The sequence below is a fragment of the Rhodanobacter ginsengisoli genome, assembly GCF_042657065.1.
Taxonomy (GTDB): domain Bacteria; phylum Pseudomonadota; class Gammaproteobacteria; order Xanthomonadales; family Rhodanobacteraceae; genus Rhodanobacter; species Rhodanobacter ginsengisoli.
In genome coordinates, this window is the sequence record NZ_JBHSNF010000003.1 from 588,327 (window position 1) to 602,372 (window position 14,046).

General features: G+C 70.4%; 12 protein-coding genes and 1 pseudogene. 10 read left to right on the forward strand and 3 right to left on the reverse strand.

The window, feature by feature from the left end; translation table 11 throughout:
- Positions 1-37 precede the first annotated feature (37 nt).
- The 8 genes from ACFPPA_RS16010 to ACFPPA_RS16045 all read left to right on the forward strand — a co-directional run bounded on the left by ACFPPA_RS16010 (position 38) and on the right by ACFPPA_RS16045 (position 7,782).
- A complete protein-coding gene (locus tag ACFPPA_RS16010) occupies positions 38-529 on the forward strand; it encodes an SET domain-containing protein (protein WP_377321689.1) in 492 nt (163 codons plus the stop codon).
- A 138-nt stretch (positions 530-667) separates the two neighbouring features.
- Complete coding sequence (locus tag ACFPPA_RS16015; RefSeq protein WP_377321691.1) at positions 668-1,186, forward strand: RDD family protein; 519 nt, start codon at positions 668-670, stop codon at positions 1,184-1,186.
- Positions 1,186-1,866: an RDD family protein gene (locus ACFPPA_RS16020; protein ID WP_377321692.1), complete on the forward strand. Its 681-nt coding sequence runs from the start codon at positions 1,186-1,188 to the stop codon at positions 1,864-1,866. The genes ACFPPA_RS16015 and ACFPPA_RS16020 overlap by 1 nt, the downstream gene beginning before the upstream one ends.
- The gene (locus ACFPPA_RS16025; RefSeq protein WP_377321693.1) at positions 1,863-2,840 is read left to right on the forward strand and encodes a stage II sporulation protein M; all 978 of its coding nucleotides are present in this window, start codon (positions 1,863-1,865) and stop codon (positions 2,838-2,840) included. The genes ACFPPA_RS16020 and ACFPPA_RS16025 overlap by 4 nt, the downstream gene beginning before the upstream one ends.
- A complete protein-coding gene (locus ACFPPA_RS16030; RefSeq protein ID WP_377321695.1) occupies positions 2,830-4,347 on the forward strand; it encodes a DUF4129 domain-containing protein in 1,518 nt (505 codons plus the stop codon). The genes ACFPPA_RS16025 and ACFPPA_RS16030 overlap by 11 nt, the downstream gene beginning before the upstream one ends.
- The gene (locus ACFPPA_RS16035; RefSeq protein WP_377321697.1) at positions 4,344-5,471 is read left to right on the forward strand and encodes a DUF4350 domain-containing protein; all 1,128 of its coding nucleotides are present in this window, start codon (positions 4,344-4,346) and stop codon (positions 5,469-5,471) included. The genes ACFPPA_RS16030 and ACFPPA_RS16035 overlap by 4 nt, the downstream gene beginning before the upstream one ends.
- Positions 5,468-6,475: an AAA family ATPase gene (locus ACFPPA_RS16040; RefSeq protein ID WP_377321699.1), complete on the forward strand. Its 1,008-nt coding sequence runs from the start codon at positions 5,468-5,470 to the stop codon at positions 6,473-6,475. Before ACFPPA_RS16035 ends, ACFPPA_RS16040 begins: the two co-directional genes overlap by 4 nt.
- Positions 6,475-7,782, forward strand: coding sequence for a DUF58 domain-containing protein (locus ACFPPA_RS16045; protein WP_377321736.1), 1,308 nt, complete (start codon positions 6,475-6,477; stop codon positions 7,780-7,782). Before ACFPPA_RS16040 ends, ACFPPA_RS16045 begins: the two co-directional genes overlap by 1 nt.
- Positions 7,783-7,812: 30 nt before the next feature.
- On the opposite strand, the gene ACFPPA_RS16050 is transcribed toward ACFPPA_RS16045, so the two are convergent.
- Both ACFPPA_RS16050 and fusA read right to left on the reverse strand, forming a co-directional pair.
- A complete protein-coding gene (locus ACFPPA_RS16050) occupies positions 7,813-8,346 on the reverse strand; it encodes a DUF6438 domain-containing protein (protein WP_377321701.1) in 534 nt (177 codons plus the stop codon).
- A 65-nt stretch (positions 8,347-8,411) separates the two neighbouring features.
- On the reverse strand, positions 8,412-10,451 hold the full coding sequence (gene fusA, locus ACFPPA_RS16055; protein ID WP_377321703.1) for an elongation factor G: 2,040 nt from the start codon (positions 10,449-10,451) through the stop codon (positions 8,412-8,414).
- A 419-nt stretch (positions 10,452-10,870) separates the two neighbouring features.
- Between fusA and ACFPPA_RS16060 the strand changes: the two genes are divergently transcribed.
- Together ACFPPA_RS16060 and ACFPPA_RS16065 are read left to right on the forward strand one after the other, a co-directional pair.
- A complete protein-coding gene (locus tag ACFPPA_RS16060) occupies positions 10,871-11,758 on the forward strand; it encodes a hypothetical protein (protein ID WP_377321704.1) in 888 nt (295 codons plus the stop codon).
- A 101-nt stretch (positions 11,759-11,859) separates the two neighbouring features.
- A complete protein-coding gene (locus tag ACFPPA_RS16065; protein WP_377321705.1) occupies positions 11,860-13,794 on the forward strand; it encodes a hypothetical protein in 1,935 nt (644 codons plus the stop codon).
- 27 nt (positions 13,795-13,821) lie between these two features.
- On the opposite strand, the pseudogene ACFPPA_RS16070 reads toward ACFPPA_RS16065, so the two are convergent.
- Positions 13,822-13,932, reverse strand: a pseudogene (locus ACFPPA_RS16070) (integron integrase); the annotation flags it as partial.
- Positions 13,933-14,046: the final 114 nt, after the last annotated feature.

Genomic DNA, 14,046 nt, shown 5'->3' on the forward strand with positions numbered 1-14,046 from the left:
CATCGCGGCCTTCTCAATCAAGCCAGCAGACCCGTCCATGACTTCAGCCACGCGGCCCCGCCGCTTCGCCGCCCGCCGCTCACCGATCCATGGCAATGGCGTGTTCGCCGTCACCCCGATCCGCCGGGGCGAGCAGATCATCGAGTACAAGGGCAAGCTGCTGACCCATGCCGAGGCCGACGAACTCTATGGCGACGGCGGCGAAACCGGCCACACGTTCCTGTTCACGCTCAATGACGACTACATCATCGACGCCAACCAGCACGGCAACAGTGCCCGCTGGATCAACCACAGCTGCGCGCCGAACTGCCGCGCGCTGGTCGAGGAGAGTGCCAGCGGCGATCCACGCCGGGACAAGGTGGTGATCGAGGCGATCCGGGCGATCAAGCCGGGCGAGGAGCTCACCTACGACTACGGCATCGTGCTCGACGTGCCGCATACCGCGCGTCTGAAGAAGCTGTGGAAGTGCCTGTGCGGTTCGCCCGACTGCACCGGCACCCTGCTCAGGCCGAAGCGCAAAAGCCCCTGAGCCGGGCGGAGGCCATACCCTCCGGGCACGGCCCTGCGCCCCCTGCGCCAATGCTGGTCAACCGGCAAAAGTCGCTTCTATACTCGGGCCGGTTGCCCGACGTGGGGGAGGGCAAAAGGACAGCAGGGGGAAGGACCGATGGAATCCAATCCATATGCCGCACCGGCGGCCGTGGTTGATGACGTGCGCGGGAATACCGCGAAAGATCTGGAAAGTCGCAAGGCCAGCCGGGGCAAACGGTTGGGTGCCGCCATGCTGGATGGCCTGGTCAACGTGGTGTGGCTGGCGCCTTTCGTTTGGGGCGTCATGATGGCGGCCGGTGTGAAGCAGGGACTCAAGCCGGCCGCACCGATGGTGGGCCTGATGCTGCTGGGAACGGCCCTGCTGGTGGCGATGATCGTGGTCAACTGCGTGCTGATCCATCGGCACGGGCAGACCATCGGCAAGCGCACGCTGGACATTGCCATCGTACGCACGGACGGCGACCGCGTCGGACTGGCCCGCTACATCTTCCTGCGCGTGCTGCCGGTTGGCCTGCTCGGCGTCATCCCGCTGGTGGGCCGGGTGGCCGGGCTGGTGGATGCGCTGCTGATCTTCGGTGCCGAGCGTCGCTGCCTGCATGACCTGATCGCCGACACCATCGTCATCGACGTTTGATGCTCGACACCGTCCGCGAGATCGAGACACCCGAGGGCATCTCGCTGCACCTGCGCGCCGCCGGTGCGCTGCCGCGCGCGCAGGCATGGATGGTCGACATGCTGTTGCGCGGGGCGGTGTTCACGGTCGCGGCGATTCCGCTTTCGCTGTTCGGCGTGGGCGGCAACGGCCTGGCCATGCTGCTGCTGTTCGCGCTGATGTGGGGGTATTCGGTGCTGTGCGAGGTCTGGCTGGACGGCCAGACCCTGGGCAAGCGGGCGCTGGGCCTGCGCGTGGTTCGCGCCGACGGCACGCCGGTGACCTGGATGCCGTCGGTGGTGCGCAATCTGCTGCGCGTGGTGGACATCCTGCCCGGCGTCTACGGGGTGGGACTGGTCAGCACGCTGATCGACCCGCACGCGCGCCGGCTCGGCGACATCGTGGCCGGCACGATGGTGATCCATGCCACCGAGCTGCCGGCGGGGCAGCAGGTGCCGATGGCACCGGCGGCACCGTTGCCGGTCGTGCTCGCCGCCGACGAACAGCTCGCCCTGGTCGAGTTTGCCGAGCGCGCCGGCCAGCTCACCGTGCCGCGGCAGGAGGAACTGGCCAACATGCTTTCGCCGTTGACCGGGTGCCGCGACACGGCGGCGGTGCGGCGCCTGATCGCGCACGCCAACTGGCTGCTGGGGCGGGCATGAGGCAGGAACGCTTCGTGGCCCTGCATGCGCCCGAGTGGGATCGCCTGCAGTCGTGGCTGAGCGCGCTCGAGCGCCAGCCGAAGCGGACCATGCGGCAGGAGCCGGCGCTGGATTTCCCGCCGTCGTACCGGCGTCTTTGCCATCATCTGGCGCTGGCGCGCGGGCGCGGCTACAGCCATGAAGTGACCGATCGGCTGCAGCGCATCGTGCAGCAGGGCCACCGCGTGCTGTACCGGCCGCCGCCGCCGCGCTGGCACCGGGTGGCCAGCTTCCTGGTCGCGGGATTTCCACGCCTGGTGCGCGCGCAGTGGCGCTGCATGGCAGCGGCGGCGGTGCTGTTCTACGTGCCGGCGCTGATCGCGCTGGTGCTGATGCAGGTGCGGCCCGAGCTGGCGCATACGGTGTTCAGCAGCGCGCAGCTGGCCGGGTTCGAGAAGATGTACGACCCGGCCAACACGCACCTGGGCCGCAGCAGCGGCACCGACTTGCAGATGTTCGGCTACTACGTGATGAACAACGTCAGCATCGCGTTCCGCACGTTTGCCTCGGGCCTGTTCTTCGGCGTCGGGGCGGTTTACGTGCTGGCGGCCAACGGCGTGCTGGTCGGTGGCGTGGCCGGCCATCTCACCGCGATCGGGGACGGCGCGCCGTTCTGGCGCTTCGTGGTGGCGCATTCGGCGTTCGAGCTGAGCGCCCTGGTGATCGCCGGTGGCGCCGGCCTGCAACTGGGACTGACCCTGCTGGCGCCGGGCCGGCAGCGGCGTGGCCCGGCCCTGGTCGCCGCCGGCTGGGTCGGCGGGCAGCTGGCGCTGGGGGCGTTCGCGATGCTGCTGGTCGCCGCTTTCGTCGAGGCTTACTGGTCGTCGATCGCGACCCTGCCGGATGCGGTGAAGTTCGGCAGCGGTGCGCTGCTGTGGCTGCTGGTGCTCGGCTGGCTGTGGCGCGGCGGCAGAGGACATCGGCATGGAGCTTGAACGGATCAGCGTGGTGCTGCGACCCCGCGCCCCGCGCGAGGCGCTCGACCTGGGCGCGGTGATGTTGCGCGCGAATGCCGTGGCGGTGTGGTCGGCCTGGTTCGCGTTCACCCTGCCGGTGTTCGTCGCGTGCAATGCGCTCGGGCTGCTGCTGGGGTGGCCGTGGCTCGGCCTGGTGCTGATGTGGTGGCTGAAACCGTTGTTCGACCGCTTGCCGCTGTATGTGTTGTCGCGTGCGGTGTTCGATCGCGCACCGGGCTGGCGCGAGACCCTGCGCGGTCAGCGCCGGTGGCCTTGGCGCAGTACGCTGGCGGGGCTGAGCTGGCTGCGCATCGACAGCAATCGCGCGTTGCGCCTGCCGCTGGACCTGCTCGAAGGCGCCCCGCGCCGGCAGCGTTCGGCACGCTGGCAGGTGCTGCGTCGCCGCATCGTGACCGAGACCAGCCTGCTGACCTACGGCTGCCTGCAGTTCGAGCTGGTGCTGTTCCTCAGTGTCTGGTTGCTGGCGGTGCTGCTGATTCCGCACGAATGGCGACCGGATTCGATCGGAGATTTTTTCCGTCAAGACGTGCATGGCGCGACGACGGCCTGGACGCTGCTGGTCGCGACCGTGGCGTATCTGGCGATGAGCGCGATCGAGCCGCTGTATGTGGCCTGCGGGTTTGCGCTGTATCTCAACCGGCGCACCCAGCTGGAGGCGTGGGATATCGACCTGGCCTTCCGCCGCCTGTGTGCGCGGTTGCAGGTGCCGGGCAAGCTGCTGCTCGTGTTGCTGGCATGCGGCGGCATCTGGCCGTTGGCGGTGCATGCGGCGACCAGCGTGCCGGCGCCGACGACCTCGGTGCCGACTTCGCCCGATCCGCGGTTCGGGCAGCCGCTGGACGATGCGGACCGACGCTTTGCGGCCGCTGCCGCGGCGGTCTACCGCGATCCGCGTTTCGGCGGCGAGCGCAAGGTGCGCCGATGGGTACTCAGGTACCCGCTCGCTCCGGCGACGAAGGTGCAAGCGATGCCGTTTCCCGCCTTTGGCCGTCTGTTCGCACTCGCGTTCAAGGGGCTGTTGTGGCTGCTGCTGCTCGTAGCGCTCGGCGCGCTGCTGCGGTTTGCCTGGCGCCGGCGCGGACGCCTGGTACGCGAGCCCGCCCAACCGGCGCTGGCGCCGGAACGGCACACCAGTGTCGAGCCGGAGCCGGCGTTGCCCGCGGACCTGGCTGCCGCCACCCGCACGCTGTGGCAGGCGCGACGCCAGCGCGAGGCGCTGGCCCTGCTGTATCGCGGCGGCGTGGCGCAGACCGCCCGGCTGCTGAAGCTGCCGCTGTCGGCGGAAGCGACCGAGGCGGACTGGCTGCGGCAGGCGGCGGCGATCGACGACCCCGCCCGCGCCCGGCGGATGGTTGCGATCGTGCGTACCTGGCAGTTCGCCGCGTATGCGGGACGCTATCCGGATGACGCCGCGATCGAACACCTGCTGGTCGGCTGGCCCGCGCAGACGGGGACATCGGCATGAACCGCAAGGCGCTGGTCATCGCCACGCTGGTACTGGTCGTCGCGGGCCTGCTGGTTGCCGGTTTCCTCGCCACGTTCGAGCACAAGGAGGTCACCGAGCCGGTGGCCGCGCACGGCGAGGCGCGCTACAACCGTTTCTTTGCGCTGCAGCAGACCCTGGTCCGGCTGCACCTGCCGGTCACCGCGCTGACCACGCTGGATCCGCAGCGGATGCCGCTGCGACCCGGCGACACGCTGGTACTGGGTGACGACGCGGCCCGGGTCGATGCCGCTGCCGCCGCGCGACTTGCCGCCTGGGTCCGATCCGGTGGCCATCTGCTGCTGTCGCCGGGGGCGACCGCGACGGCGCTGCGGACACCGCTGTCCAAGGCACTGAACCTGCTCGATTCACGCCCCGCGGCCTTTGCCTGCAGCGCGATCGACGCCGGCGCGGTCGTCGATGGCAAGCCACCTGGCCAGGTGCACTTGTGTGGTGAGCGCTTCCGGCTTGCGCCAGCGGCCCGCGCCGCGGTGGAGGCGTCGATCGGCGATCAGATGGACGGCTATCTGTTCGCCCGCACCCGGCTGGCGAGCGGTACGGTCAGCCTGCTGGCCAGCCTCGATCCGATCTCGGGCAATCATCTGAAACAGGCCGCCGCGCAGCATTTCGGCTGGCGCCTGCTGGCGCCGAACCTGGGTCGCGGCCGGATCTACCTGGTCTACGCGCTGGACGGTCTGTCGCTGCCGAAGTGGTTGCTGTTCAAGGGCTGGCCCGCGCTGCTGGCGCTGAGCCTGTTGCTGGCCGGCTGGATGGCCATGCGCAGTGCGCGGCTGGGCCCGCTGATGCCGGCGCCGGCGCTGCATCGACGCGCGCTGCTGGAGCACGTGCAGGCAGCTGGCGAATTCCTGTATCGCCGCGATGGCGGCCGCAGCCTGCACCGGCTGGCCTGTCACGCCGTACGGGAGCGCCTGCGCCGGCGCGATCCGGCCTGCGCGATGCTCAACGGCGAGGCCCTGCATGCGCGCCTGGCCGAGCGCGGGCCGCTCGATGCCGCGCAGATCGAGCAGGCCTTCCAGTCACCCGCGAACGCGCAGGCGTTTCGTGCCTCCATCCTCACCTTGGCGCGACTCAGGAGCCACCCATGACCACCGAGACCCTTTCCGCCGCCCCGCTCACGCCGCCGGCGCCCCTGTCGATCGCCGAGCTGGGCGAACACGCGCGGGCGTTGCGCGAGCAGGTCGCGCAGGCCTTCATCGGCCAGGGTGAGGTGTTCGACCAGGTGCTGCTGGCCTTGCTGGCCGCCGGACATGTGCTGATCGAAGGCGTGCCCGGACTGGGCAAGACCCTGCTGGTGCGCGCGCTGGCCGCGTCGGTGGGCTGCACGTTCGGGCGCATCCAGTTCACGCCGGACCTGATGCCGGCGGATGTCACCGGACACGCGATCTACGATCCCAAGAGTGAGCGCTTCCAGATCCGCCGCGGGCCCGTGTTCGCGAACCTGCTGCTGGCCGACGAGATCAACCGCGCGCCGGCGAAGACCCAGGCGGCCCTGCTCGAGTCGATGCAGGAAGGGCAGGTGACCATCGAGGGTCGTCGTTTCGCGTTGCCGGCGCCGTTCATGGTGGTGGCCACGCAGAACCCGATCGAACAGGAGGGCACCTATCCGTTGCCCGAGGCGCAGCTCGACCGCTTCCTGATCAAGGTGGTGATCGGCTATCCCACGCTGGAGGACGAGAAGCGCATGGTCGCCGGCGTGGTCAACGGCAAGGTCGCGGCCGACCTCGACGTGTCGAAGGTGCAGCCGGTGATGGGGCAGGCGGAACTGCTGGCCCTGCAGCAGGGCGTCGCCGCAATTCGCATGGATGCGGCGGTCACCGACTATGCCGTGCGCATCGTGCGCACCACGCGCGAGTGGCCGGGCGTGATCGGTGGCGCCGGTCCGCGCGGCGGGCTGGCACTGGCACGGCTGGCACGGGCCAGCGCCGCGCTGGACGGGCGCGATTTCGTCACCCCCGACGACGTGCGCGCGGTGGCCCTGCCGGCGCTGCGTCATCGCCTGCTGCTGGCGCCGGAAGCGCTGATCGAACGCCAGCGCCCGGACGACGTGCTGAATGCCTTGCTGCACAAGGTGCCGGCACCGCGCCAATGATGCGACCCGCGCCCGCGCTGCTGTGGTTGCTGCTCGGCTGGAGCGTGCTCGGCGCGCTGGCCAGCCTGGCCTGGCTGCCGCTGACGACCTGGCTGGCCTGCGGCGGCGGCATTGCACTGCTGGCATTGATCGACGCCCGGCGCCTGCGCCGGATGCCTTCGCCGACGCTGCAACGGGAGGTGGCGCCGGTGATGCCGCTGGGGCCGGAGGCGCGCGTGGGCCTGCGCCTGCGCGGCGCGGGCGCGCGGGTGCAGAAAGTGCGCCTGCACGATCTGCATCCGGGCGGCTGGGCGGTGCGCGGGATGCCGCGCACGCTGGCGCTGCCGCCGGGTGACGAACTGCAGCTCGATTATGCGGTGACGCCCGACGCGCGCGGGCAGTTCCGCTTCGAGGGTTGCCATGTGCAGTTGCGCTCGCCCTGGCATGGCTGGACCGCGCGTCGCGTGGTCGGCGCGCCGTCGACGGTGCGGGTGTATCCGAATTTCGCGTCGCTGGCCGAGCTGGCCCGGCTCAGCGTGGAGCTGGCCTCGCGCAGTGTCGGCGCGCGCCTGCAGCGGCGACGCGGCGAGGGCACCGAGTTCCAGGAATTGCGCGACTACCGGGTCGGCGACAGCCTGCGCAAGATCGACTGGAAGGCCACCGCGCGCAGCAACCGGCTGATCTCGCGCGAGTATCGCGACGAGCGCAACCAGCAGGTGGTGCTGATGCTCGATTGCGGCCGGCGCATGCTGGCGCAGGACGACCAGCTGGCGCATTTCGATCACGTGCTGAACGCGTCGCTGGCGCTGGCCAGCATCGCGCTGCGCCAGGGCGATGCGGTCGGCATGCTGGCCTGCACCGGCCAGCAGCAACGCTGGCTGCCGCCGCAGCAGGGCAGTGGTGGCATGGACATGCTGCTGGGCGCCGGCTACGACCTGCAGGCGATGCCGCTGGCCACCGATTACCTGGCCGCCGCCAGTGCGCTGCAGGCGCACCAGCAGCGCCGTGCGCTGGTGGTGCTGATCACCAACGTGCGCGACGAGGACGACGCCGAACTGCGCATGGCGGTGTCGATGCTGTCCAGACGGCACCTGGTGATGCTGGTCAGCCTGCGCGAGCTGGCGCTGGACCGTGCCGCCGGCGATCCCGGCGACGATCTCGAAACCGGCATCCGCAGTGCCTCGGCGATGCACTACCTGGCCGAGCGCGAGCGCGTGCACGAAGCGTTGCGGCGCGAGGGCGTCAACACGCTCGACGTCAGCTGCGCCGAGCTGTCCGGTGCGCTGATCGAGCGCTATCTCAGCGTGAAGCGCGGCGGGCGCCTGTAATACTTCTCCTGCGGGCGGTGGCCGGCCGTGTCAGTGCGCGGTTCCGCCGGGGGCACCGGGCTTGCTCGGCTTGCCGATCCAGCGCGCGGTATCCAACTGCTGGTCGATGACGTCGGCCAGCTTGTCGATGCGCGGACGCACCTGGTTGGCGATCGCGCCGCGGCAGCCGTAATAGAAGTCGACCGTCTTGCTCCCCTGCGCGTCGTCGATGCTGATCTTCACGCCGCTCATGTCCATCAGCAGCGGCGCGCAGCCATCCTCGCGCGAGGTGTAGTGGTCGTGCAGGCTGCGCAGGTCGGCCTCGCGGAGGGCGGCCTGGATGGCCGCGATCTGCGCGGGCGTGGCCTGGCCGTCGACCGGGCCTTTGGTCGTTACATTGGCCAGCCCGTCGAAGGTGAAGTGGCCATTGCTGCTCAGGCGCACCCGGTACGAGGGGCACATGCCGAAACAGGTGGTACGCAGCATGCTGAGCATGGGCGCCGGACCGTCCGGGGCGGCCGCCCGGGCGATGCAGGGAGCGAGCAGCAGGATGCCGAGGGCGATACCGGGGCGGAGCAGTTGCATGGCGGGTTTCCTGGTGGGAGTAGAGCGATTTCCGGCGGGCGCCGGCCGGTCGAGCGGCGGCGGGTTCAGTCTTCCTCCACGTGCGGCTTCCACTCTTCGCTGAGCTGCTTCTGCACGTTCGGCGGTACCGCCTCGTAATGGCTGAGGTCGAGGCTGTAGCGGCCGCGGCCGCCGGTCATCGACTTCAGTTCGGTGGGGTAGTCGATCAGTTCGGCCAGCGGCGCCTGCGCCTTGATCACCAGCTCGCCGCCCCGCTGGGTGTCGGTGCCCATGATGCGAGCGCGCTTGCCGGCGAGGCCGCCGGTGACGTCGCCCACGTTGTGCTCGGGGATCGCCACCTCGACGTTGACGATCGGCTCCAGCACGATCGGGTGCGCCTTGACCACCGCATCGAGGAACGCCTTCTTGCCGGCGCTGATGAAGGCGACTTCCTTCGAGTCGACCGAGTGGTGCTTGCCGTCGTACACGGTCACCCGCAGATCCTGCAGCGGAAAGCCGGCCACCGCGCCGTGCTCCATCGCCTGGCGCACGCCTTTCTCGATCGCCGGCAGGTACTGGCCGGGGATCACGCCACCCTTCACCGCATCGACGAACTCGAAACCGGCACCGCGGTCGAGCGGCTCGACGCGCAGGAACACTTCGCCGAACTGGCCGGCGCCGCCGGTCTGCTTCTTGTGCCGGTGGTGGCCTTCGGCGTGGCCGGCGATGGTTTCACGGTAGGCGATCCGCGGCGGGTGGGTGTCCACCTCGACGCCGTAGCGCTCGCGCATGCGTTCCAGCATCACCTTCAGGTGCAGGTCGGAGAGCCCGCGCACGACCGTCTCGTTGAGCTCCTTGCGATGCTCGACGCGAAAGCACGGATCCTCCTCGGCCAGCCGCGCCAGCGCGTTGGAGAGCTTCTGCTCCTGGCCCTTGTGCCGGGGCTCCAGCGCCAGGCCGTACATCGGGGTGGGAAACGCCAGCGGCGCCAGGGTGATCCGGTCCTCGTCGTGCGAGTCGTGCAGGACCGCGTCGAAGTGGATCTCCTCGACCTTGGCCACCGCGGCGAGGTCGCCCGGGATCGCCTCCTCGATCTCCACGTGGGTCTTGCCCTGCAGGCGAAACAGGTGGCCCACCTTGAACGGCTTGCGGCCATCGTCGATCAACAGCTGGCTGTCGCGTCGTATCGTGCCCTGCCACACGCGGAACACGCCGAGCTTGCCCACGAACGGGTCGTTGACGATCTTGAACACGTCGGCGATCACGTGCGCCGCCGGGTCGGTGGAAACCACCAGCGGGCTGCCGTCGGCGCGCAGGAACGGCGGCGGATTGCCTTCGGCGGGATTCGGCAGCAGCCGCGCGGCCACATCGAGCAGTTCCTTCACGCCGGCGCCGGTGCGCGCGCTGACGAAGCAGATCGGCACCAGGTGCCCCTCGCGCAGGCACTGCTCGAACGCGTCATGCAGTGCCTGCGGGCTGAGTGCGCCTTCGCCCTCGTCGAGATACTGGCCCATCATCGTTTCGTTGATCTCCACCACCTGGTCGAGAATGCGCTGGTGCGCCTCGGCCAGCGACGAGAAATCGGTGCTGCCCTCGCTGTGGAAGAAGCAGTCCAGCACGCGCCTGGCATGGCCGGCGGGCAGGTTCACCGGCAGGCATTCGTTGCCGAATTCCTCGCGCAGGGCGTCCACCAGGCCGGCCAGGTCGGCGCCGTCGAAATCCATCTTGTTGATCACCAGCACGCGGGCCAGCCCGCGTTCGCGCGCATGCATCATCATGCGGCGGGTGCTGTGCTCGATGCCGTTGATCGCGTTGACCACGATCGCCACGGTTTCCACCGCGGCCAGCGAAGCCAGCGTGGCGCCGCGGAAATCGGCGTAGCCGGCGGTGTCGATCAGGTTGAGGTGACAGTCGTCGTGGACGATCTGCGCCACGCAGCTGTCGATGGAGTGAACGCGCGCCTTCTCCTGGTTGTCGGTGTCGGAGACGGTGTTGCCGCGCTCGACCGTGCCGGGGATCTGGATCACCCCGCCGGCCAGCAGCAGCGCCTCGAACAGCGTGGTCTTGCCGGCGCCGGCGTGACCGGTGAGCGCGATGTTGCGGATGCTTTCCGTGGAATACGTCACGATGCGACCCTCCTCAAAACGGGGCGTGGCCTCGTGGCATGATCGGCGCCGCATGAGGCCGCGCGGTGGCGGCTGACGATGGCGGGCCGTCATGGTCGTCCTGCCCCCGGTGGCAGGCAAGGGCGGTCATGGCGGGAACGGCGGATGGTGCCGTCCGTCTAGACTTGAGCGAACCGCCGGCACGGTCAAGCTGCAGTGCGGGGAACCGTTGCCGGTTGACGATGGTCTGTAGCGGATGCGGAGCTTCCGCAACCATCTGCCGCCCGGTACGTCGGGGTTCAAGCGCCATCCGGCAAGCTGCCGCAGCCATCCGCATCCCATGAGGCATCGTCATCGTCCCTCCGTCGCAGGCCGCACGCCAACGCCCGATCCCGCCCGGCCCCGATCCGCTCGTTCGGCCGGAGCCGTCGGCGCGTGCGTTGAGCGGGCTGGACTGGCCTGCCCGGGCGGCGCTACAGCGGCGGCGCTGGCGCGAGCCGCAGATCGAGGGTCGCCAGCACCGGCTGGCGCTGGCCATCGCCGTGTTGCTGCATGCCCTGTTCGTGGTGGCGATCTGGTACGGCATGCGTTCGCCGCCGGCCAGGCCGGTGGTTCCGGCGCCGGTGGGCGAGGTGATGCACGTGCGATTCATCGCGCAGGCACCCGCGACGGCCGCAGCGCCTCCGCCGCAGGCGCTGCCGCCACCACCGAAGCCGCGCCCGCTGCCGAGAGCGCCCGAGCCGCCGGCCAAGGACGCGATGGTGGTGCGACTGCCGACGCCCCCGCCGGCGCCAGCCTCGCCGCTGTACGACGAACACGGTCAACCGTTGCTGCCGGCGTCGGCCGCCAGCGCGCCGTTGCCGGGTTACGTGCAGCGGATGCCGCAGGGCGATACGGGCATCATGCGACACGACAGCCCGGTCACGTACCGGGCGACGCGCTTCGACAACGACTGGAACAGCGGCGGCAGCGCGATCGACAGTGCGCTGCAGAAACTGGTGGACAAGACCACATTGAAGAAGACCGTCCGGCTGCCCGGTGGCATCCGCATTCACTGCGCCGTTTCCCTCGCCATGCTGGCCGGCGGTTGCGGCGGGGATCCGCCGGCGCCACCGTCGGCGAAGGATGGCGACGAGCGACTCAGCATGGCACCGACCCGATCGCTGGACGGCGCCGCGCACGCACCGAAACCACCCGACGAGGCGTCGTGCATCGCGATGTATCGCGCGGGCAAACCGCTGGCCTGGGGCTGCCCGGTCGACACCCCGAACCGCGCGGTCGACGCGGAACGGCATGAACGCGCGGCGGGTGCCAGCGGTCATCCCTGAGCGTCATGCGGAAGCGCGCCCGCGCCCGCTACACTCGCCGCATGCCCCCGCTGCCCCCGGATAAACCTGCTGCCGGCCGCTCCGCCAACCCTGCGCGGATCATGCTGAACTCGCCGCTGGCCGCGGCGACCCGGGCGCGCGTGTACCACCCGCGTCATCGTTCGCGGCCGCCCCAATACGGCCTGCGCCTGCTCGCCATGATGGGCTCGCTGCTGGTGCATCTGCTGTTCCTGTTCGCGTTCGTGCTCGGCCCGGCTTATGAGCTGGCACCGCCGCCACCGTCGAAGGAGCAGTTCCTGCAGGTGCGCCTGGTCGAGCCGCCCCCGCCGCCGCCACCGCAGCCAGTGCATGGCACGCCGCCGAAAGAACTCGGGCCGCGCCATCAGGGTCAGCGCAGTCGGGTCGTGTCGAGCAGCGAGCGCAGTGCGAACGCGCGGGCCGTGACGCCGTCGGCACCGGCCGCGGCGAAACCGGTGGTCGCGACGGCGGCCAGGCCCCGCGCCGTGGTCCCCAAGCCGTTGGCGGCGGCCCCTGCGCCGGCAAGCCTGCCGAAGCCGGCGCCGACTCCGGAAGTGCCGCCGCTGCCGCCTGCCGGCGAACCCCCGGTGGTGGCCCTGCCGACCCCCACGTTGCAGCCGCCGGCACCGCCGAAGTTCCAGCCCGAGCCGGTGCGCGCACCGCAACTGGAGGGCAATCAGCCGATGCCGCCGCCGGCATCGCTGACGCTGACCCAACTTCCGCCGCAGGCGCCGTCGATCAGCGTGCCGAACATCGCGCTGCAGATCGAGGCGCCGAAGACCGCCGCGCCGGTCAGCGTCGTGCCGAATCCGGCGCCGCCCGCCGCACCGCTGGTGCCGCGGCAGCAGCCGGTCCCGCTGCCGGCCCAGCCGTCACCGCGGGTGGACCTGCATAACGCCGCGATCGAACCGAGCCCGATCGTGCCGCGCGAGTTGCCCCATGTGCAGCTGCCGGCGATCACGCTGGCGCCGACCGAGCTGCAGCCCGTGCCGTTGACCGCCGCGCCACCGGCACCGCAACCTCCGGCGCCGGCGGAAAAGATCGAGACGCTGGACACGTCCAGCGTGCCGGCGATCCAGCCGTCCATCCAGCCGTCCGTGCTGCGGCCCACGGTGGTGGCGCCCACCACCGTGGCGAGTGCCGTCGCGCCGGCACCCACGCCCGCCAGCCAGCCGGCCGAGTCGCCATCGCCCGCGCCCGCCGAGCCGTCGGCGACACGCGAAACCACGCCCAGCCCGGGCGATCTCAAGGCGGCGCCGGACCTCAGCAGCGCACCCGATGCCACGCCGCAAGGCAGCGACTACGCCACGCCGGGCGAGCCGGCCGGTGTGGCCGAGGCCCCGCCATCGCCTGCCGCCAGCGTCGCGGCCGTGACCCCGTCACCGGCCGGGCAGGGCCGCGACAACGGCCAACGCGGCAAGCTGCCCGGCGCCGCCGGCCAGACCGGTCAGGTCGGTGAAAGCCAGCCCGGCGCAGCGCAGGGCGAGAAGCACGGTGAGCTCGGCGGCTACGTGCAGCTGAAGCCGCACGGCGATACGCAGATCATGAGTCACGGCGCGCCGAACATCGGCTACCGGCCGACCCGCTTCGAGCAGGACTGGACGCCCGAGGGCGAGAGCTCGATCGACACCGCGCTGCGCCGCGCGGTGGAAAAGACCACGGTCAAGCACACCTTCCACCTGCCGCGCGGGATACGGGTCCAGTGCGCGGTGATGCCGCTGCTGCCGATGTCCCTGCTGGGTTGCCGCAACCCCGATCCGCCGCCGCGGCCGGTCGCCGAGAAAGTCTACGAGCGCCTGCACCTGGCCCCGGCCAACCCGCTGGTGCCGCCCGCACCCGCGGCCAGCGCCGCGCCGGCACCGATGGTCAAGTTCGACAACGCCGCCGAATGCGCCGCCGCCCGCGTCGCCGGCGCGCCGCCGCCACCCGGCTGCGAAACCATCGTGTTGCCGGTCAGGACCGCGTCGCCGGCTTCGTCATCCAGTTCATGGGTGCCGGCCAGCGACCAGTTCCATTGAGGAGCAGGAGAGCGGCGCGAGCTGCGCTCAGCCGCGGTCCAGCGGACTCAACACGCCATGGCCGCCACGGTTCAGCACGTGCGTGTAGATCTGGGTGGTGGCCACGTCCTTGTGACCCAGCAGTTGAGACTTCCTACGCTTTAGTGGACACCCTGAACTACCACTTCAGGAGTCCACAAGATGCCGAAACCAGGTCCACGAACGACCTACCGCTACAGCCAGGAATTCAAGGCAACCGCTGTCCGTTTGAGC